The 18,084-nt window shown below is 37.8% G+C and carries 24 protein-coding genes, 1 tRNA gene and 1 pseudogene; 19 read left to right on the top strand and 7 right to left on the bottom strand.

Translation table 11 applies throughout. The features are described 5' to 3' along the window. Positions 1-14 precede the first annotated feature (14 nt). Entirely contained in the window at positions 15-500 is a 486-nt protein-coding gene (locus tag BN8061_RS00965; RefSeq protein WP_068595452.1) for a DUF2314 domain-containing protein, read from the top strand. A 63-nt stretch (positions 501-563) separates the two neighbouring features. Here BN8061_RS00965 and rplS read toward each other — a convergent pair whose 3' ends face one another. The 3 genes from rplS to BN8061_RS00950 form a co-directional block, all read right to left on the bottom strand. After that, positions 564-914 (bottom strand): 50S ribosomal protein L19, encoded by a 351-nt coding sequence (gene rplS / locus BN8061_RS00960; protein ID WP_068595448.1) that lies wholly within the window; start codon positions 912-914, stop codon positions 564-566. Positions 915-1,003: 89 nt separating this feature from the next. Further along, positions 1,004-1,237, bottom strand: a complete 234-nt coding sequence (locus BN8061_RS00955) for a putative signal transducing protein (RefSeq protein WP_068595446.1) — start codon at positions 1,235-1,237, stop codon at positions 1,004-1,006. A 33-nt stretch (positions 1,238-1,270) separates the two neighbouring features. Continuing rightward, positions 1,271-2,044 (bottom strand): polyphosphate kinase 2 family protein, encoded by a 774-nt coding sequence (locus BN8061_RS00950; RefSeq protein WP_068595443.1) that lies wholly within the window; start codon positions 2,042-2,044, stop codon positions 1,271-1,273. 96 nt (positions 2,045-2,140) lie between these two features. Here BN8061_RS00950 and BN8061_RS00945 point away from each other — a divergent pair, with 96 nt between their 5' ends. The 11 genes from BN8061_RS00945 (at position 2,141) to BN8061_RS00895 (ending at position 9,978) form a co-directional block, all read left to right on the top strand. Beyond that, positions 2,141-2,515, top strand: coding sequence for a hypothetical protein (locus BN8061_RS00945; RefSeq protein ID WP_154662234.1), 375 nt, complete (start codon positions 2,141-2,143; stop codon positions 2,513-2,515). Positions 2,516-2,654: 139 nt separating this feature from the next. After that, positions 2,655-2,927 (top strand): YHS domain-containing protein, encoded by a 273-nt coding sequence (locus tag BN8061_RS00940; protein ID WP_068595433.1) that lies wholly within the window; start codon positions 2,655-2,657, stop codon positions 2,925-2,927. Then, complete coding sequence (locus tag BN8061_RS00935) at positions 2,920-3,579, top strand: SCO family protein (RefSeq protein WP_068595431.1); 660 nt, start codon at positions 2,920-2,922, stop codon at positions 3,577-3,579. Before BN8061_RS00940 ends, BN8061_RS00935 begins: the two co-directional genes overlap by 8 nt. Positions 3,580-3,682: 103 nt before the next feature. Continuing rightward, a complete protein-coding gene (locus tag BN8061_RS00930; RefSeq protein ID WP_068595419.1) occupies positions 3,683-4,537 on the top strand; it encodes an MbnP family protein in 855 nt (284 codons plus the stop codon). A 4-nt stretch (positions 4,538-4,541) separates the two neighbouring features. After that, on the top strand, positions 4,542-5,585 hold the full coding sequence (locus BN8061_RS00925; protein WP_068595417.1) for a cytochrome-c peroxidase: 1,044 nt from the start codon (positions 4,542-4,544) through the stop codon (positions 5,583-5,585). A gap of 10 nt (positions 5,586-5,595) precedes the next feature. Beyond that, positions 5,596-6,549: a hypothetical protein gene (locus BN8061_RS00920; RefSeq protein ID WP_068595414.1), complete on the top strand. Its 954-nt coding sequence runs from the start codon at positions 5,596-5,598 to the stop codon at positions 6,547-6,549. A gap of 84 nt (positions 6,550-6,633) precedes the next feature. After that, positions 6,634-8,055: a 23S rRNA (uracil(1939)-C(5))-methyltransferase RlmD gene (gene rlmD / locus BN8061_RS00915; protein ID WP_068595412.1), complete on the top strand. Its 1,422-nt coding sequence runs from the start codon at positions 6,634-6,636 to the stop codon at positions 8,053-8,055. Positions 8,056-8,058: 3 nt separating this feature from the next. After that, a complete protein-coding gene (locus BN8061_RS00910; RefSeq protein ID WP_068595410.1) occupies positions 8,059-8,679 on the top strand; it encodes a hypothetical protein in 621 nt (206 codons plus the stop codon). Continuing rightward, positions 8,606-9,307 carry a DUF6048 family protein gene (locus BN8061_RS00905; RefSeq protein WP_154662233.1) on the top strand — a complete coding sequence of 234 codons (702 nt, stop codon included), beginning with the start codon at positions 8,606-8,608 and terminating at the stop codon, positions 9,305-9,307. The genes BN8061_RS00910 and BN8061_RS00905 overlap by 74 nt, the downstream gene beginning before the upstream one ends. Before the next feature lie 2 nt (positions 9,308-9,309). Next, the gene (locus BN8061_RS00900; protein WP_068595406.1) at positions 9,310-9,816 is read left to right on the top strand and encodes a hypothetical protein; all 507 of its coding nucleotides are present in this window, start codon (positions 9,310-9,312) and stop codon (positions 9,814-9,816) included. A gap of 88 nt (positions 9,817-9,904) precedes the next feature. Then, positions 9,905-9,978, top strand: a tRNA-Arg gene (locus tag BN8061_RS00895). A gap of 60 nt (positions 9,979-10,038) precedes the next feature. On the opposite strand, the gene BN8061_RS12100 is transcribed toward BN8061_RS00895, so the two are convergent. Continuing rightward, complete coding sequence (locus BN8061_RS12100) at positions 10,039-10,236, bottom strand: hypothetical protein (RefSeq protein ID WP_235802657.1); 198 nt, start codon at positions 10,234-10,236, stop codon at positions 10,039-10,041. A 3-nt stretch (positions 10,237-10,239) separates the two neighbouring features. Continuing rightward, positions 10,240-10,881: pseudogene (locus tag BN8061_RS00890) on the bottom strand (aldo/keto reductase). Positions 10,882-11,038: 157 nt separating this feature from the next. Between BN8061_RS00890 and BN8061_RS12095 the strand changes: the two are divergent. The 4 genes from BN8061_RS12095 to BN8061_RS00870 all read left to right on the top strand — a co-directional run bounded on the left by BN8061_RS12095 (position 11,039) and on the right by BN8061_RS00870 (position 14,672). Next, entirely contained in the window at positions 11,039-11,242 is a 204-nt protein-coding gene (locus tag BN8061_RS12095) for an OsmC family protein (protein WP_235802656.1), read from the top strand. Positions 11,243-11,531: 289 nt separating this feature from the next. Then, positions 11,532-11,951, top strand: coding sequence for an HYC_CC_PP family protein (locus tag BN8061_RS00880; protein WP_162270396.1), 420 nt, complete (start codon positions 11,532-11,534; stop codon positions 11,949-11,951). Between the two features lie 80 nt (positions 11,952-12,031). After that, positions 12,032-14,281 (top strand): TonB-dependent receptor, encoded by a 2,250-nt coding sequence (locus tag BN8061_RS00875; protein WP_068595401.1) that lies wholly within the window; start codon positions 12,032-12,034, stop codon positions 14,279-14,281. A gap of 34 nt (positions 14,282-14,315) precedes the next feature. Then, entirely contained in the window at positions 14,316-14,672 is a 357-nt protein-coding gene (locus BN8061_RS00870) for a heavy-metal-associated domain-containing protein (protein ID WP_068595399.1), read from the top strand. A gap of 83 nt (positions 14,673-14,755) precedes the next feature. Here the strand turns inward: BN8061_RS00870 and BN8061_RS00865 are convergent, their stop codons facing one another. Together BN8061_RS00865 and BN8061_RS00860 are read right to left on the bottom strand one after the other, a co-directional pair. Continuing rightward, entirely contained in the window at positions 14,756-15,697 is a 942-nt protein-coding gene (locus tag BN8061_RS00865) for a PstS family phosphate ABC transporter substrate-binding protein (RefSeq protein ID WP_068595397.1), read from the bottom strand. Further along, positions 15,694-15,888, bottom strand: coding sequence for a hypothetical protein (locus BN8061_RS00860; RefSeq protein ID WP_068595395.1), 195 nt, complete (start codon positions 15,886-15,888; stop codon positions 15,694-15,696). Before BN8061_RS00860 ends, BN8061_RS00865 begins: the two co-directional genes overlap by 4 nt. 156 nt (positions 15,889-16,044) lie before the next feature. Between BN8061_RS00860 and BN8061_RS00855 the strand changes: the two genes are divergently transcribed. The 3 genes from BN8061_RS00855 (at position 16,045) to BN8061_RS00845 (ending at position 18,078) form a co-directional block, all read left to right on the top strand. Next, positions 16,045-16,557 carry a DUF6438 domain-containing protein gene (locus BN8061_RS00855; RefSeq protein WP_154662230.1) on the top strand — a complete coding sequence of 171 codons (513 nt, stop codon included), beginning with the start codon at positions 16,045-16,047 and terminating at the stop codon, positions 16,555-16,557. Between the two features lie 121 nt (positions 16,558-16,678). Then, entirely contained in the window at positions 16,679-17,650 is a 972-nt protein-coding gene (gene trpS / locus BN8061_RS00850; protein ID WP_068595389.1) for a tryptophan--tRNA ligase, read from the top strand. Positions 17,651-17,748: 98 nt separating this feature from the next. Further along, a complete protein-coding gene (locus BN8061_RS00845; RefSeq protein WP_068595388.1) occupies positions 17,749-18,078 on the top strand; it encodes a HesB/IscA family protein in 330 nt (109 codons plus the stop codon). Positions 18,079-18,084: the final 6 nt, after the last annotated feature.

The raw sequence follows: 18,084 nt of genomic DNA, 5'->3' as shown, positions 1-18,084 counted from the left end.
TTAGTATTGCTATTATGAAAAAAAATATCATGATCACAGCGCTGTGCTTAGGCTTTTTTGCTTGCACCAACGAGAATACCCAAAATGCTTACAAAGCTGTAGATGAGCAAAAAGCAGAGCAGGCGAGATTGGATTCTGTTACCAAACTTGGCAATGAAACCTTTGCCGATTTTCGGGCGGCATTCAAAGAACAAAAAGCAGGAACCGAAAATTTTTTTGTAAAACAAAAGTTCGGAACATCGACCGAGCAAGAAGAGCATTTGTGGCTGAGCGACATCGAAGCTAGAGGTGACTCTTTGTTTGGGGTTGTGAATTCTCAGCCCAAAGCAACACGCGAAGTGAAATTAAACGATACGATTTTGATCGATCCTTCTCGTGTAACCGATTGGATGTATTATGACAATGGCAAATTGGTTGGCGGTTATTCGGTGTTGTATCAGCGTAGCAAAATGACAGAGGAAGAAAGAGCCGAATTTGATAAACAATATGGCTTAGAATAAAAATAGAGTATAAAAAAACCGTTCGTGATGGAACGGTTTTTTTTATGGTTTGAAAAATTCTTCTTAGTAAGCAGCGTCTTTAATTCTAGCTTTTTTACCGCTAAGATTTCTGAAGTAGAAGATACGAGCTCTACGAACTTTACCTCTTTTGTTCACTTCTATTTTTTGAATCGCTGGCATGTTGATTGGGTAGATACGCTCTACACCTACGTCACCACTCATTTTACGAACGGTGAAAGTTTCTGTAGTCCCGTGACCTCTTCTTTGGATTACAACTCCTTTGAAGAACTGTACACGAGTTTTTCCACCTTCTGTAATTTCTTGATAAACTGTTACTGTGTCACCAGCAGCAAACGCTGGGAATTCTTTTTTAGCTACGTATTTGTCTTGTACGTATTTTACTAAATTTTCCATTTTATAAATTATAATTTATTTAGATTGAGCAACTTACACGTCCTTCGTCAGAGGTTAATCAATGCGAGTGCAAAAATAATAATTATTACTTATTCATCAAAATTTTCTTTCAAATCATTTTCTATTTCTAAAATTTCACATGCCCGTTCAAAATCCTCGCTTTTTACCTGCAACCTTATCCATTGGGTGATTGTAGTTCCGATATTCATCATCATATTTTGATCAAGAACCGTACTTGCTATGCCGTGACTTTCTAAGACAGATTTTGCGATTTCGGCTTCTACAACAGTCGGATATTTAGTTATAATCTTGAAAATGCTCATGTTTTATTGCGTTTGATGAGGGATAAAAAAAGGTTAAGATAGTTTTTTTTCTATATGGTGTATAATGGTTTTTATCGTCTCGATTTGAGCTTCTTTTTTGTCATCGGTCGTGATGACATCCCATGAGCGAGCTTTGGCTGTTTGTTCCAACATCGTGTCGATATAGTGAGTATAACTATCCCAAAGTTCTTGTGCTTTTTGATCCAAAAGTCCTAATTTCCAACGCTTCAGCGGATTGTCTCTGCGTTCTTGCAAACGTACGGCTTGTTCTTCTTTGCTGATGTTCAAGAATATTTTAATTAAGATGATTCCGTCTTCTTGCAAGAGTTTTTCTACCTTATTTACTTGTTTCATAAATAGTTGATGTTGATCTTCTGTACAGAAACCAAAAACGGGTTCTACCACAGCACGATTGTACCAAGATCGGTCGAAAAACACTATTTCGCCTTTGTTGGGCAACTGTTTCAAATAGCGCTGAAAGTACCACTGTCCGCTCTCTTCTTCTGTCGGTTTTGGCAAAGCTACGACCCTGTATTTCTTTGGATTCATGTATTCTACCGTCTTAGAAATAGCACCGCCTTTTCCCGCGGCATCTCTACCTTCGAATATGATTAGCACGCGTTTTTCTTGCTCAATTATTTTAGATTGTATTTCGAGCATGCGCTCTTTCAGCACTTCGATTTCTTTCTCGTATTTCAACTGATTCAGAAATTTTTTTTCTTTGATGATGTTGTGTTCGACCAAAAAGTCGATGATTTCTTGTTTGCTCGCGATTTTTTCTAAATCATTTAAATTAAATTCTGCCATTTTTTTCTAATCTTAAACCGAATATAAAGAAAAACCTGAATAAAATCATGGATAAGATGCTGAAATTAACTTAAATTTGAATGTGAAAAATATTCGGTGTCAAAAAACATTTTCTACATACTAATGATTCTGATGATGGGTTTCAGGCCACTGTTGCCCATGGTAGAATACGTGTTGCAATACGATAAAATCGTAACGGAATATTGTGTGAATGTAGAACGCCCAGAGCTGTTGTGCAACGGAAAATGTTATTTGTCTGAGCAGTTTGAAGACGATTTTTCGACTGATCGGGATACCCAAAAACAAACACAACCCAAAATAAACAATGCAGATTTTTTTGTCGTCGTCCTTGCTACACACCAAGATTATTTTCTACCATCGACAAAAAAAGATAAAACACTTTTTTATACGGTTTTGAATTTTTCTGACCCGCATCTTCGCAAAGTTTGGCAACCGCCCAACATCGTTTAGTTTTTTTTATTGATGATTTTAATTTTTTATTTTGGTTAATAAAAACTATCAAAATAAGCCATTATTTATAAAAAAATATTGATTTAATAATTAGACTCATTTCCATTAAAAGAAGATGAGTTGAAGAAAAAAATAAACGATGAAAAAAATAATTATTCCCAGTATACTTAGCGTTTTCGTGTTGACTTCTTGTGAGACGAAAACCGAACCTCAAGTGAAAAAAGCCCATCATATGGCTGCAGAAAAGCAAATGGATGTTGAGGTGACAAACGAGATAGACCCAGTTTGCGGCATGAAAACTTCTGAACATCTGTCGGATACCGTGCATTATCATGCTAAGGTATTTGGATTTTGCTCTAGCCTTTGCAAAGAAGAATTTTTAAAAGAACCAGAAAAATACATCAATGAGTAAACGAATGCTGTATTTTGTGGGCGCCTTTTTGGTATTTTCCATAGCAGTTGTTTGGTACAAATTCAGCAAGAAAGACGAGCTTTTTACCGTGATGGAAGTCCCAGAATTTTCGTTGACCGATCAAAATGGGAAAACCATTACCCGCAATTCCATGTTGGGGAAAGTCTATGTTGTTGAATTCTTCTTTACCAGTTGCCCTACGATTTGCCCTGTGATGAGCATGAATTTGAGGTCGATAGAAGACGAAATTCAGCATCCAGATTTTGGTATTTTGTCGATTACGATCGATCCCAAAAGAGATACGCCGCAACGTTTGGCAGAGTATGCTCGAAAAATTGGGGTGAAATCTAAGAATTGGCATCATTTGACTGGCGATAGGGCATATATCCAAACTTTGAGTAAAGAGTTTAACATCTATGTTGAAGACGTTTCACAAGCAACTGGGTTGGATCATAGTGGTAAATTCGCTCTGGTAGACAAAAACGGAAAAATCAGAAGCCGATATTTGCCAAACGGTTTACCTATGTTGTATTATTCTGGATTAAATTATTTAGATCCAGAAGGCAAAAAACCATCGTTGCAAGGAGAATATCACCCAGAGGTGGAACTCTTAATCGAAGACATTCGTAAATTATTAAATGAACAACCTTAGGTAGTTTCCTAACAAAAAATTAGTAGAGCATAAATCGACGTTTTTTTCGATAAAAAGAAAGCGCAGGCGATAACTATGCTCAAAAATCAACAAAAAAATAATCATGTACAAATATTCTAAATTAGCTCTATCAATAGGATTGAGCCTGTTATTCTTAAGTTTTTTTACAGCGTGTAAATCAGACGATGATTTTGCAAAGATAGATGAATCGAAAGATGGCGAATTAGAACTGAAATTCGAAAACGGCTTCGAAGGTGTAGGCGGAATTGTGCTTGGTGCTACCACTCAGCAATCTGCATTGGGGCAATTTCATAATTTTTCTACCCTAAAATACATCATTAGCAATATAGAACTGATCGATGAAAACGGACAAGTTTTTTCTTATCATTATAACAATCCAGATCAAGGAGCTTTTGTCATCAACCAAGAAAATGCACGAGCCAACATTGTTTATGTGCAACTGAAAGATATTCCGCAACGCAAGTATACCAAGCTGCGATTTGGTTTAGGAATCCACCAATCGGCTTATCTCTTGGGACATGATGGGCAGGCAAAATTTTGGAACGAAGCCAAACAACAAGGCATGACTTGGTCTTGGGCGTCGGGTTATGTTTTTGTGAAATTAGAAGGAAAATACGGACAAGAATTTCCGACTAAACCCTACAAAAACCATACAGGAAATATGGGAAATGTAACGGCAAACCAAACCGCTGATTTGTATCGTGTAATAGAACTCAATTTGCCAACAACTGCAAGAGTGAGTACGAAAGTGAAACCCTCTATCCATATCATGGCAAATCTGAATAATTTTTTGAGTGGCGATAAAAAACTTCTGCTCGATGATACCAACGATGATACGATGGGTTCTTCGCCCTTTATGGTAGAGGTTACCAATAATTTGTCTGGGATGTTTCGTGTAGATCATGTGCATAATGATGAGGCGCCGAAAAACAATTAGCCCGATGAAAAAAGTCGTTTTTGTTTTCATCTTGTCGGTGCTATTTGTGGGTTGCATCACCGATGATATCGACGTAGGAGAACCACTTATAGACGAAGAATATGTGTTGCAGTATCCAGAATATTTTCCAACAATAACAAACACTTCTGCCCAAAAACCGCTCACCAAACTCGGAGTAGAATTGGGTAGAAAACTATTCTACGATGGTCGACTGTCTAGAAACAACACGATTTCTTGTGGGTCTTGCCATATACAAGAAAATGCGTTTACCCATCACGGTCACAATGTAAGCCATGGGATAGATGGGCGATTGGGAATTCGCAATGCGCCACCAATACAGAATCTTGCCTTTGTGAAACATTTCAATTGGGATGGCGTTCTTCACGATCTTCGTTTGCAACCGCTGATACCGATCACCACTTTCGAAGAGATGGATAGCGCAATGGAAGAAGTGATCGAAAAACTTAAAAATGATGCGGAATATAGAAAATATTTTCGGATAGTTTTTGGTGACGAAAAGATTGATGGTTATAGAATACTTTCGGCGTTGGAACAGTTTATGCGAAGCGTAATTTCTTCTGATTCAAAGTACGATAAATACCTACAAGGAAAAATAAAGCTAAGTACAGAAGAACACAGAGGCTTAGTTTTGTTTCAAAACAAATGCAGCACGTGCCATTCTGGAACATTGCAGACCGACCAAAGTTTTAGAAATACAGGCTTGTATTATGATCCTCAATACCAAGATGCAGGTCGATTTAGAGTAACCTTAGATTCGGTAGATTGGATGAAGTTTCGAGTGCCAAGTTTGCGAAATGTAGAACTCACAGCACCTTATATGCACGATGGACGTTTTTATAGTTTAGAGGCGGTGCTCAATCATTATAGCCATGGTATCCGCGCTTCAAAAAATTTAGACACTATTTTTCTACAAGGTGCTCGCCCCGGAATTGCGATGACCAACGAAGAGAAAACAGCCATTATCGCTTTTCTTCATACGCTTACCGATACGACGTTTATCAATAATCCTGCCTATGCAGAATTCTAATTTTATTATCATGACAAAAATTCATTTCTATCTTATCATTATTTTATTATTGTTTTGTAGTTCAAATAGTTGGGCTTCCGTCTCGGCTGATTCTATTCATGCGCAATATTTTTCGCCCGAAGTCGATTGTGATGCCTGCGGATGCTCTGTTTCTGCGATGAATAGTGGGATAGAATCCCTTATAGAAAACAAATTTGTAGGCATACGCTATCTCTACCAACATTACCATGCGCAAGAAGATGCGTTTAGCAAACAGCTTTCGCAAAAGCAACATTTCCAGACCACCATGATTTGGATGCGTTTTCCCTTAAACGATAGAATGGTAATCGCAGCCACAATTCCTTATCATTTTCATGAAAAAAAAGGAAGAAATAACGACAAAATAAACGGTTTTGGCGATGTAAATCTTACTACAATAGTGCAAGTTCTAAAAACTAAGTCATCAGAAGAAAAACAAATGCATCATCAATTATCTTTGGCAAGTGGTCTGAAAATTCCTGTTGCAAAATTCGATGAGAAATCTACCGAAACCTCCAATCCGAGTTTCCAGCTTGGCACGGGGAGTTGGGACACTCAATTGGCTTTGCATTATCACTTACAATATCAAAACAATGCCCTGCAATTGATTACGGATTATACCATAAAATCTGAAAACAAGAAAAAATATCGATTCGGAAATCAGTGGAATCAATTGTTGCAAATGCAACGCTTTTTTCCGTTGGAAAATGGCGGAATTAATGCGAAAATCGGCTTTCAGAACGAAATTTATGAGGCTAATAAACAGTTTGGAGAAAAAATCCCAAAGACCAAAGGCGATTTGCAACTCATGAAATACGCGCTAGAATTATCGCACAAAAAAATAAATTTAGGACTAGAGTACTATCAAACACTTTCTTCCAATCTCAACGCTGGCGAAGTAGAAGCAAAAAATAGAATGGGAGTTTTTGTAAACTATGCTTTATGATTTTTTCGGTCAGAAAAAGTACAAGTTGCTCAGAACATTGCATTAAAAACACCTTCATACCGCATAAAATTTTACCTTTGTAGAATGGTGAGAAAGAGAAAAACGATAATCCTAAATAATATAGAAGTTCTACGAGCTGGAGCCAAAGGTATTTCTATAGGGAAAACAGATGAAGGGAAAACCGTCTTGATCAAAGGGGCGATTCCGGGCGATGTGGTAGATGTGCAGGTCTCAAAAAAGAAAAGCAATTACCTCGAAGGTCAAGCTATCGCCTTGCATCACGCGTCGCCCTATCGAGTAGAGCCTGTTTGCTCGCATTTTGGCGTGTGCGGTGGTTGCAAATGGCAAGATATGCGTTACGATGCACAATTGAAATTCAAGCATGATGAGGTTATCAACAATTTGGTTCGAATTGGCGGATTCAAAGATTTGGATGCTGAAATTGTACCGATTTTGGGGTCAGAAGAACAGTATTTTTATCGTAATAAATTAGAATTTACCTTTTCTAATGCACGTTGGCTTACCTTAGAAGAAATCCAATCGGGTAAAGAATTCAATGATCGCGATGCGGTCGGATTTCATATTCCTGGAGCATGGTCGAAAGTGTTGGACATTGAAACTTGTTACTTGCAACGCGATCCTTCCAACGCCATAAGGCAAGAAGTGAAACGATACGCAATCGAGCATCAACTCGACTTTTTCGATTTGCAGGAGCAAGAAGGTTTACTCAGAACATTGATGATCAGAACGTCGCAAAATGGCGAATTGATGGTTTTGGTTCAGTTCTACAGAGAAGAAAAAGAAAAACGAGAAGCATTCTTAGAAAACCTGAAAAATAAATTTCCAGAAATCACCTCACTATTGTATGCGATCAATCCGAAACAAAACGATTCGGTGTACGATCTTGCTATTCAAGTGTATTCGGGAAAGGAATACATTACCGAACAAATGGAGGATTTGCATTTCAAGATAGGACCAAAATCATTCTATCAGACCAATCCGAAACAAGCCTATGAATTGTACAAATTGACCCGCGAATTTGCTGGACTCACTGGTGAAGAATTGGTGTATGATTTGTACACAGGTACTGGAACCATAGCACAATTCGTTGCCAAAAAAGCTCGGAAAATAATTGGTGTAGAATCGGTTGCAGAAGCGATAGAGGCTGCGAAAGCTGCTGCAAAACAAAATAAAATCGATAATTGTGAGTTCTACTGTGGCGATATGAAAGAAGTCTTGAATCAGGAATTTATCGAGCAACACGGCATTCCAGATGTGGTCATCACCGATCCGCCAAGAGACGGAATGCACAAAAAAGTGGTAGAAAACATCTTGTTTATGAATCCGAAACGCGTGGTGTATGTATCGTGTAACTCGGCAACGCAAGCTCGAGATTTAGAGATGATGAAAGAACAGTACAATATAGTAAAAGTGCAACCCGTAGATATGTTTCCGCAAACGCATCATGTAGAAAATATTGTACTTTTAGAACGAAAAGAAGCTTAGTGTATGAAATTTGGAATCCCTCGATTTGCGTTATTTTTAGGTTGTGCGTTTGCGGTAAGTTGTTTAGACGAAGATATTTGTACCCCAAGCGCTGCCCCAGAGCTTACTTTGGAGTTGCGAAATGTAGAAACCGATGAGGTTTTTACCGATACCTTATATTATAATCAAATCTTGGGTGTCGATGAGAACGGAAATACCGTCTATCAATACGCCAATCATCGTAAGCTTTATGGACGCCAATTCAATCTGCCTTTCGTGAAAGATTCTGCCAATCATCCGATTGTTTTTGAAATCTATCGACGCTCCGACCTGCCGGTGTACGACACTCTTGCAAATGGCGATTATCACCTCAATGAGCAAGGGCAGAGAATCATCATCGGTTATAGGCGAACGCAACGCGATATTTTGACCATGCGTTACGAGTTGGGACAGGCGTTCGAAAACACTTCGTGTGGTGGAAAAATTATTTTCGATAACGTAAACTATCAGTTAGCTCAACCCGATGGTTGGATAAAAAACGTAAAACCCATAACCAAAGATATCTCAGACAATGCAACAGTCAATCTACATTTACAAACCGTTGTTTTCAATCGTTACAATCATTATCAGTTCTATCCTCTGTAACGCGCAAACGCCGAATGATAGCGTTGTATCCGATACTATCCTGCCGTCCAAAGTTGTGCAAAGAGGCGATGTTTTGCTAGGGGTAGATGTCTTCACGCCTGCTTTATCTTTTTTTACAGACCGCAAAGAATTTCAGGCAATGCTCCAATATCGTTTACACAATTCTTGGTATGGCGTGGCAGAAGTGGGTTTTGGTAATAATAGGATAAACGAAAACAGCTGGGCAGCCGAGGTTTCTGGCATGTTTGGTAAAATAGGATTCAATTACATGGTTTCAGAAGACGAGGCAAATCCTACCAGTGGATTTTATGTAGGAAGCCGTTTTGCGTATGCGCATTACGAACAAACTTATACCAAAATTCCGGTTCGAGATCTCACAACGGGCGAGGTGGTGAGTACTTATGCGTTACCACAAAACAAAGTAAATGCTTATTGGGCAGAGTTGGTTGCAGGTGCTCGAATGAATTTGGTAAAGAATTTGTATTTAGACTTCTCGATTCATCCAGCATTTTATATCGGAGGAAAAAAGGATAATGGATTGGAATCGAAAGTAATTCCAGGTTATGGAAAACACAATACCATAATGAATTTGCCCGTTTTTTGGGGTTTAACCTATAAATTATTCTAAATATGAACAAATTATTTATTCTAGCAATGAGTTTCACCTTGTCGTTGTTCTCTTGCGAAAAATCGAAAGTCTTGAATGCCAATTCAAAAACCAATAAACAACCCATCGATATGTTGTACAATCCATCCAATATCAACGCGTCTGAAGAACAAGGGATAAAAGACGCACAAGCTGATTTTGCTAATGGAAATTATGTGAAAATTAGGATGGGAATGCCAAGAGATCGCATGTATGCCCTGACTTTGCAAAAAATGCAACAATTGTTAGAAAAGGAGCAAATCAGCCTTTTGTATGGAGACGACATCATGACGGCGTACAAAAGTGGCTACATCCGAACAATGGATGAATTGTTGGACACGAAGTTTTCAAAATCCTTTTTCGAAGAAGTACAACATAAAGCAGAACAAGAAGCAGCCGAAGAAATTGACCAACGATACAAAAAATTTAAAAAAGAAAATCCGACGGCCAACTTGTCGAAAGAAGAGTTTATCAATCAGTTGGAGTTTTAATGATGAGTGCCAATTGGCACTTTTTTCATTTCTAACTGTAAAAAGATTTTGAATCTTGCGATATCTTTTTAAATTTGTCAACCCAAATGGCCTCGTAGTTCAACTGAATAGAATACTGGATTTCGGCTCCAGCGGTTGCAGGTTTGAATCCTGCCGGGGTCACAAAAAAAAAGCACTGTTTCTTGTACAGTGCTTTTTTTGTTTATGCTAAGTTGTGTAAGTTTAGAAATCCACGGTATGAGGATCCAAACCAGAAAAACCAATCTCTGGTAACGGATTGATAATCTCGAAATCCTTCGCGCTCAACTCAAAATTATATACGTCAATATTTAGGTTGATATTCTGAGGCGTTTCTGATTTTGGTAAACAGATAATACCACTTTGTAAAACAAATTTTATACACAATTGCCCAACATTCACATTCTATCTTTCTGCCATATCTTGTAGAACCGGATTATCCAAAACTCGACCACTTCCTAGCGGACTCCAAGCTTCTACCGCAATATCATTTTTCTTGCAAAAATCAACCACTTCAGGTTGTAACCATCCCGGATGAAACTCGATTTGGTTCACTGCGGGTTTCACTTTGGTAGAAGCGAGCAAAGCCTCTTAGTGTTCGACCATGAAATTACTAACGCCTATCGCACGCAAAGTTTTGTTTTCGTAAGCTTTGCTAAGTTCTTCCCACGTTTCAGCGTTTATTTTTGCCCAATCGTTCGGAAATTGTTTCGCATTGGCCGGCCAATGAATTAGATATAAATCGAGATAATCGACTTGTAATTTTCCCATCGAATCTTGCAAAGCTTGTTTCACTTTTTCAGGAGAACGATCCGTATTCCAAAGTTTTGTTGTCAAGAAAATTTCTTTTCTCGGCAATCCGAAATCGTGCAAAGCACGCCCAATACTTTTCTCATTTCCGTACGCTGCTGCAGTATCTATATGTCTGTAACCTGCTTCAAGAGCGGTAATGACTGAACGATATGCTTTTTCGCCTTCTTCTATATGCCATGTTCCTAAACCAATGGTCGGAATCTCAATACCATTATTTAAAGTAAATTTATTCATGATAAAAAATATTATTATGTCTTCTAAAGATACAATTTTCAGACCGAAAAAACTCTTATTTTCGAGCAGTGTTTTGGTAGGATGATTCATAGGTTACGGATTGGAAATAAGAAAATGTTGTCTCTTTCTAGTTCAATTATTTTATAAAATCATAACCATGAAAGTTCAATTAGCAAGAGTAAACCAAGCGTATCATTTCGAAGCCACAGCAAAATCATCTGATGTAAAAGTCCATATCGATGGTCTAGAAAGTATTGGTGGCGAAGGGAAAGGTGTTCGCCCGATGGAGTTGGTTTTTATCGCTTTGGGGAGTTGTAGTGTTTTCGATTTAGGGGAAATATTTAAAAAAAACGACAAGTAATTACCGATATTCAAATAGAAGTAGAAGGGAAAAGACGCGAAGAAATTCCACAAGTTTTTACCAATATCCATATTGTTTTTCATCTTACCGGAAAAATATCGATGAAGAACGCGCAAGAAAAGTCGCTCAATTAGCGGTGAAAAAATATTGTAGCGTACACGATATGTTAGCAGCCGGAGGAGTAGACATTACCTACGAAGTGAATTTCATAGAAGTATAATCATAGAAAATTAACACATTATAACAAATACTTTTTTATAATGTGTTAATTTGTTTTTAACTTTGCAGCGTGATAAGTAAAAGATATATAGTGTTTTTGTTATCGGTTTTGATGTTTTTATCAAATACCGGTATTGCATTATCTATGCATCTTTGTCACGGGGTTGCCGAAAGTATTTCGATTAATCATCTCAACAATCATCATTGTCAGCAAGAAGAGGTAGCCAATAATTGTTGCCCGAATCCGGATGATGAAGAGGATGAAGCTTGCTGTACAGAAGTTGCTTTGCAACAAAAAATGATCGATAAACAATCGGTTGATATTCTGAAAGTTTCGTTTGTTTCTACTTTTTTATCAAATAAAAATACCGATTTATGGTGGTATGAGTTTGTAGGATTTTCTACTTTTTTTGCGCCAGATACGCAAAAAATACATACAAATTCGCCTCCGATATATCTTATCCATCAACAGTTTATTTTCTACGCCTGATTTTTATTAATCTTTTAATTTTCAATTGTTTGTAAATAACAATTGTCGCTAATTCGATTAATCAAATCAAAAAATCTAAAATGAAAAAAATTATAAGCCCACTTTTTCTTTTGGTGGGATGCAGTCTGTATGCGCAAGAAATGTATACAGGTAAAATTGTTAATGAACAAAAACAGCCGCTTGTTGGTGCTGAAGTTTTTTGGGAAGGAAACACCGAAAGTACTATAACCGATGAAGAAGGAAATTTTTCTATCCCAATAGAATCCGGTAAAAATATAGGTGTCTTTTATGAGAATGAAGAACAATTATTTTCTCTTCCATCGGATTCTTCTAATACGATTACATTCAAATCACAACTTTTTTCTACCGATATCAATCAACTGAAAGAAGTTACCATTACTGATCGTCGTCCAAGTTTACGAAAAGTAAATTCACCTTTCAATGCGATGCAAATGACCGGAAAAGAGTTGCTGAAAGCTGCTTGTTGTAATTTGGCCGAATCTTTCGAAACCAATCCGTCAATCGATGTTAATTTTTCGGATGCGGTAACCGGAAATAAGCAAATAAAAATGTTGGGGTTAACTTCTCCTTATATCCTTATTGCAGAAGAAAATATTCCGAGTGTACGAGGTGCTTCTCAGGCTTATGGGTTGAGTTTTACTCCCGGAACTTGGGTAGAAAATATTCTCATTACCAAAGGAATGGGACCGGTAATTAATGGCTACGAAAGTATTTCTGGACAAATCAATACCGAGCTGATTAAACCCAATAACGATATTCCTTTTTTCCTGAATCTCTACGGATCTACGGATGCTCGTGTAGAAACTAATGCACATTACAATCATCGTTTCAATGACAAATGGAGCTCTTCTTTGTTCTTGCATGGGAATTCTCGTTTGGTGAAAAATGACCACAATCACGATGGTTTTTTAGACAATCCGTTGGGTGAACAAATCAATGTGATGAATCGTTGGCAATACCAAAATACCGAAAAAGGTTGGGTAGGATTTGCCACCGCGCGGTATATGAAAGATGATAAATGGGGTGGAGAAAAAGATTTCAAACCCAGTTTACGTTCTTTGCAGAAAGATGTTTGGGGTTATCAAATCAAAACCGAACGATTGGATCTGAATGCAAAAGTTGGATATGTTTTTCCAGAAAAGCCTTTTCAATCGATGGGCTTACAACTTGCTTATTCGGATCATGACCAGAACAGTTATTTCGGAAATAGATGGTACGATATTGATCAGAAAAGTTTTTACGCCAATTATATTTTCCAATCGATTATCAATAATACCAAAAACAAATTCTCGCTCGGTAGTAGTTTTACCTGGGATCAATACCGTGAAAATTTAGCCTTGTCGGATGCTACAAAAGAACATCGAATCGATAACTCTGCAGGAATTTTTGCCGAGTATCATTACGATAATTTAACCAATTTTAGCCTTATTACCGGTGGACGAATAGATTACCACAACCGAATGGGCGTTTTTGCTACGCCGCGTTTGCATTTGCGTTACAATCCTTGGAAAGATACCACGATCAAAGCTTCGGTAGGAAGAGGAAAAAGATTGGCTAATATTTATGCCGAAAATCAAAATTTGATGGCGAGTAATCGGACGTTTATGATCGCGACCGAACATGGTGATTTTGAAGATTTGAATCCGGAAATTGCTTGGAATTTTGGAGGAAGTATCGCACAGAAGTTTCGACTTTTCAACCGAAATGCAGATCTGAGTGTTGATTTTTATCGAACCACTTTCGAAAACCAAATCGTGACCGATATCGACTATTCATCGCATCAAGTTCTTTTTTACAATTTAGACGGAAATTCTTTTGCCAACAGCATGCAAGTCGATTTCAATTTTCAACCAATTAATCATTTGCAATTGAGAACATCCTACAAATATTATGATATACAAACCGATTATCTTTCGGGTAGGATGAACCAAGCTTTGCAAGCGAAAAACAGGTTTTTTGCCAATGCCGAATATACCACGCACGAAGCAGAAAATGGCGCACATTGGCGATTCGATATCACCTATAATTGGTTCAGCAAACAACGATTGCCTTCTTCGCAAGACAATGCAATAAATAATCAATGGGCGGCGTTCTCTAATCCCTATTCGACACTCAATGCGCAAATTACGCGTGTGTTTTCTAAAACATTCGAAGTGTATGTCGGTGGAGAAAATTTAACAGATTATCAACAAAAAAGAGTAATTTACGGTGGCGATAATCCATTTGGTCAAGACTTTGATTCTTCGATGGTGTATGCGCCGATTTTTGGTAGGATGATTTACGCAGGTTTGCGATTCAAGGTTTTATAAAAATGACTAATTAACAATGTAATCTATAATAACAATGAAAAAAGTATTATCAATCTTCTTTTTTTTCGGATTGTTCTTCGCGGTTCAAGCGCAAAACAAAGGAAATAAAAATGCCAAACACGAAGTTTTGGTAGAAGGAGTTTGCGGAATGTGCAAACAGCGAATAGAAAAAGCAGCGTATGGCGTGAAAGGGGTAAAAATGGCAACATGGGATCCGGCAACCAAAGAGTTGTCTCTCATCCTAAACGAGCGCATCACCGATCTGGACAAAGTAGAGCATGCAATTGCTGCAGTTGGGCACGATACCGAACATGTGAAAGCTGATGATGAAGTCTATCATTCGATCGATAGTTGTTGTCAGTACAGAGATCCAGATTTAGAAGCACATTAAAATTCTATTTTCAATAAAAAAACCTTTCGATTCCATCGAAAGGTTTTTTTATGATTCAAATTTATACTAAAAATCATTCGTATTTATAAGGCATTTGATTGTATCCGAACTTCTCTTTTGTATAAGAAATAAGGTTGCATTTCTTCTTTTTTCACAATTAGTTGCCCTTGTTGCGAACCCGCAAAACGAGTAAAACCTGCGCCGATTCCAAAGCCTTTTTCGTTTTTCAAGATGTAGACCAAACGAGTGAATGGATATGAACCATTGCGCATATTAGACAGGTTTGCTTCTGCCACTTGGTTCTGTTCGTTTACGATTTTCAATATTTTTATACGAGTCAAATACGCTTTTATTTTTGGGTTGTCTCGGTCGCTCAATACATTATACCCAATGAACGCGATTGCTTTTGGACTTTTTTCGAGAAACGCAATCATTTCGTCGAAATCTTCGATCGAAGAAACTTTAACACCTTCTGGCACTTTGGTTTTCAACACACGGTTCACGGTATTGAAGTTTGATGAATTTGCTCGGTCGAAAATGTATTGATTCGTGTTTTTGTAAAGTTCTTGTTTGATTTGCGAAATCGAAATCGAATCCAACGGATTTTGAGTGCTGGTTACCATAATCGTGGCGTCCATCGCAATGGGCGAAGGTACGTATTTGATTGTGGTTTTATTGAACAAGTAATTTTGTTGTGATTCGTCGAGCTCTTTCCCAACAATAGCGATAGGGTATAGACCTTCGTAAAAATTCTTTATCGCCAAATCTTCTATTTGGTAATCAACCTTGATTTTGACATCGGGATAATCGGTGGTATAAGTTGCCACCCAGGCTTCGACCAAATTTTTGTAAGTCGGGTCTGCCACAAAAGTAGTTTCGCCAAAGGTATGACCAGCGCGTTGTAGGCGCGAAGAATCTTTTTCGGTGTTTTCTGTTGCTGGCTGTGCCTCTTGCTTTTCTTTTTTACAGCCAATGAACAGCGAGAAAACCAAGGTAGAAATTGCAATGTAGGATAGAATTTTCATGAGATTGAATCTTGTTTGAAAGCTTTGTATGCACGATAAATCCTGAATAGGCCATAAACAATAAATAAAATTCCCAGCAACATGGCTTGTGTTGGGTCTAAAAAGATGATGAAGAATTTATAATACCAAGTAAAAATTCCGATCAGGAAATATCCAAAACCGATAATTCCGTAAAAAATCTGTTTATTCATAAGCTCAAACAAAGATACAATTTATGCGTAAAAAACGTTTTGTTTTTAGCATTCTTTAAGATTTATTCGATTTTATGCACAAGAAGCCCATCCGAAATCAAAGCTTGGTTCAACTTTTGAATGATTCAAATTCATAATTCAAAAATCTCAGTCAAAATGTCTCTAAAAGCGTTTATACCCTTCGGATTGATTTTGCTTTTGACCAATTGTCAAGTCAGTAAAAACACCCATCCAACAACGTCAGAGAAAGAGGTGAACATCACCAAAATAAAATTCTCTCGAGGCGCGTGTTTTGGTTTTTGTCCGATCTATACCTATACGCTAGTTCCACATGCTGAATCTACTTTTTTGGCAGAAGCTTTTAATTTTTCGAACAAGCAACCCTTGCAAGGCAAGCCAGAAGGCGAATTTAAAGCAACGTTAAATCCTGCGACTTGGCAAGAAATCACCCGCTTGGTAAATCAGGTTAAATTTGATGCAGATACTTTGCGGTACAATTCGCCTGTCACCGATGTGCCAGCTGCGCATCTAGATGTTTGGTACAGCAACGGAAAACATCATTATATCTACGATTACGGGATGAATGGTACTCAAGCGCTCAAAAATTTGTACCAATATATGGATCGCCTAAAAGATAATAATGAATGGGGAATCCTTGCGACGCAATAATCCATCTTTGAATTGTAGTTTTGGATCATAAAACCAGTAGAAAACATGATGAATTTGAAGGGATAAGTTTTTAAAATCACTAATACTTGCGTATCTTCGCATCCTCAAAAAAGCAAAGAAAATGTCAAGGATTTTAACAGGAATTCAAGCTACAGGAACCCCACATCTCGGGAATATTTTAGGAGCGATACAACCAGCCATCGAAATGACTGAGCAGTCTGGAAACGACTCGTTTATTTTTATTGCAGATTTGCATGCTTTGACCCAAATCAAAGACCAAGAAGTGATGAGGCAAAACACCTATGAAGTAGCAGCATGTTGGTTGGCTTTGGGTTTGGATGTGAATAAAGTTGTTTTCTATCGTCAATCAGATGTTACCGAAACAACCGAATTGATGTGGTATTTATTGAATTTCTTTCCTTTTCAACGCTTAACATTGGCACACTCTTTCAAAGATAAGCAAGATTATCTCGCCGATGTCAATGCGGGGTTGTTTACCTATCCGATCTTGATGGCAGCAGATATTTTGCTGTACGATGCAAATTTGGTACCTGTGGGCAAAGACCAATTGCAACATTTAGAGATTACGCGAGACGTTGCAGAGAAATTCAATCGTCAGATGGGCGAAACCTTTGTTTTGCCAGAAGCATCAATCAACGAAGAAGTGATGTTGGTTCCAGGTACAGATGGGAATAAAATGTCGAAGTCTCGTAACAATTTCATCAACATTTTTTTACCCGAAAAAGAGTTGCGCAAACAGATTATGTCGATCACGACAGATTCTACGCCATTAGAAGATCCGAAAAATCCGGATACAGATCATGTGTTTGCGCTGTACAAACTGTTGGCAACAGCAGAACAGACCGAGCAAATGCGTCAGAATTATCTCAACGGAGGGTATGGTTATGGCCATGCAAAGCAAGCATTGTACGAATTGATTTTAGAAAAATATGCCGAACCAAGAACAAAATTCAATACCTTGATCAACGACAAAGCAAGCTTGGATGCTTTTTTAGAAAACGGAGCATCAAGAGCACGCAATGTAGCACAAGAAGTACTGAAAAGAGTTCGTAAACAACTCGGATTTCAATAATCGATTTTATAAGTTAAACAATTGATATTATTTATAGAAGTCGATACAATTAATCGTTTATAAGCTGTATCTTTGCATAGAATTAATCTAAATTAAACATGGTTAAAGTTACAGAAGAAGCAAAAAACAAAATAATATCCTTACTACAAGAAGAAAACACAACATTGGCAGAAACTTACGTTCGCGTAGGGGTGACCAGTGGAGGTTGTTCTGGATTGTCGTATAACCTTTCTTTTGACAAAGAATTGAAAGAAGACGATAAGGTTTTCGAAGACAACGGCGTTCGCATTGCCGTAGACAAAAAATCGTTTTTGTATTTGGTAGGGATGACCTTGGAGTATTCTGGTGGATTGAACGGGAAAGGATTCGTGTTCAACAATCCGAATGCTTCTAGAACATGTGGTTGCGGCGAAAGTTTTGCCGTATAATAAAAA

Origin of the sequence: Vaginella massiliensis, assembly GCF_900089075.1 — a bacterium.
GTDB classification, from domain to species: Bacteria; Bacteroidota; Bacteroidia; order Flavobacteriales; family Weeksellaceae; genus Weeksella; species Weeksella massiliensis_A.
This window is presented reverse-complemented; position numbering and strand designations above follow the sequence as displayed.

What these genes read in the sequence shown, in the direction of transcription:
- BN8061_RS12095 (WP_235802656.1), top strand. Translation starts at nt 11,039, where the DNA reads ATGAAAGTTCAATTAGCAAGAGTAAACCAAGCGTATCATTTCGAAGCC.
- BN8061_RS00905 (WP_154662233.1), top strand. Translation starts at nt 8,606, where the DNA reads ATGCAACAGTCAATCTACATTTACAAACCGTTGTTTTCAATCGTTACA.
- BN8061_RS00855 (WP_154662230.1), top strand. Translation starts at nt 16,045, where the DNA reads ATGTCTCTAAAAGCGTTTATACCCTTCGGATTGATTTTGCTTTTGACC.
- BN8061_RS00845 (WP_068595388.1), top strand. Translation starts at nt 17,749, where the DNA reads ATGGTTAAAGTTACAGAAGAAGCAAAAAACAAAATAATATCCTTACTA.
- BN8061_RS00865 (WP_068595397.1), bottom strand. Translation starts at nt 15,697, where the DNA reads ATGAAAATTCTATCCTACATTGCAATTTCTACCTTGGTTTTCTCGCTG.
- BN8061_RS00935 (WP_068595431.1), top strand. Translation starts at nt 2,920, where the DNA reads ATGAGTAAACGAATGCTGTATTTTGTGGGCGCCTTTTTGGTATTTTCC.
- rlmD (WP_068595412.1), top strand. Translation starts at nt 6,634, where the DNA reads ATGGTGAGAAAGAGAAAAACGATAATCCTAAATAATATAGAAGTTCTA.
- BN8061_RS00930 (WP_068595419.1), top strand. Translation starts at nt 3,683, where the DNA reads ATGTACAAATATTCTAAATTAGCTCTATCAATAGGATTGAGCCTGTTA.
- BN8061_RS00900 (WP_068595406.1), top strand. Translation starts at nt 9,310, where the DNA reads ATGAACAAATTATTTATTCTAGCAATGAGTTTCACCTTGTCGTTGTTC.
- BN8061_RS00965 (WP_068595452.1), top strand. Translation starts at nt 15, where the DNA reads ATGAAAAAAAATATCATGATCACAGCGCTGTGCTTAGGCTTTTTTGCT.
- BN8061_RS00920 (WP_068595414.1), top strand. Translation starts at nt 5,596, where the DNA reads ATGACAAAAATTCATTTCTATCTTATCATTATTTTATTATTGTTTTGT.
- BN8061_RS00950 (WP_068595443.1), bottom strand. Translation starts at nt 2,044, where the DNA reads ATGGCAGAATTTAATTTAAATGATTTAGAAAAAATCGCGAGCAAACAA.
- BN8061_RS00955 (WP_068595446.1), bottom strand. Translation starts at nt 1,237, where the DNA reads ATGAGCATTTTCAAGATTATAACTAAATATCCGACTGTTGTAGAAGCC.
- rplS (WP_068595448.1), bottom strand. Translation starts at nt 914, where the DNA reads ATGGAAAATTTAGTAAAATACGTACAAGACAAATACGTAGCTAAAAAA.
- BN8061_RS00925 (WP_068595417.1), top strand. Translation starts at nt 4,542, where the DNA reads ATGAAAAAAGTCGTTTTTGTTTTCATCTTGTCGGTGCTATTTGTGGGT.
- BN8061_RS00875 (WP_068595401.1), top strand. Translation starts at nt 12,032, where the DNA reads ATGAAAAAAATTATAAGCCCACTTTTTCTTTTGGTGGGATGCAGTCTG.
- BN8061_RS00860 (WP_068595395.1), bottom strand. Translation starts at nt 15,888, where the DNA reads ATGAATAAACAGATTTTTTACGGAATTATCGGTTTTGGATATTTCCTG.
- trpS (WP_068595389.1), top strand. Translation starts at nt 16,679, where the DNA reads ATGTCAAGGATTTTAACAGGAATTCAAGCTACAGGAACCCCACATCTC.
- BN8061_RS00870 (WP_068595399.1), top strand. Translation starts at nt 14,316, where the DNA reads ATGAAAAAAGTATTATCAATCTTCTTTTTTTTCGGATTGTTCTTCGCG.
- BN8061_RS00910 (WP_068595410.1), top strand. Translation starts at nt 8,059, where the DNA reads ATGAAATTTGGAATCCCTCGATTTGCGTTATTTTTAGGTTGTGCGTTT.
- BN8061_RS00940 (WP_068595433.1), top strand. Translation starts at nt 2,655, where the DNA reads ATGAAAAAAATAATTATTCCCAGTATACTTAGCGTTTTCGTGTTGACT.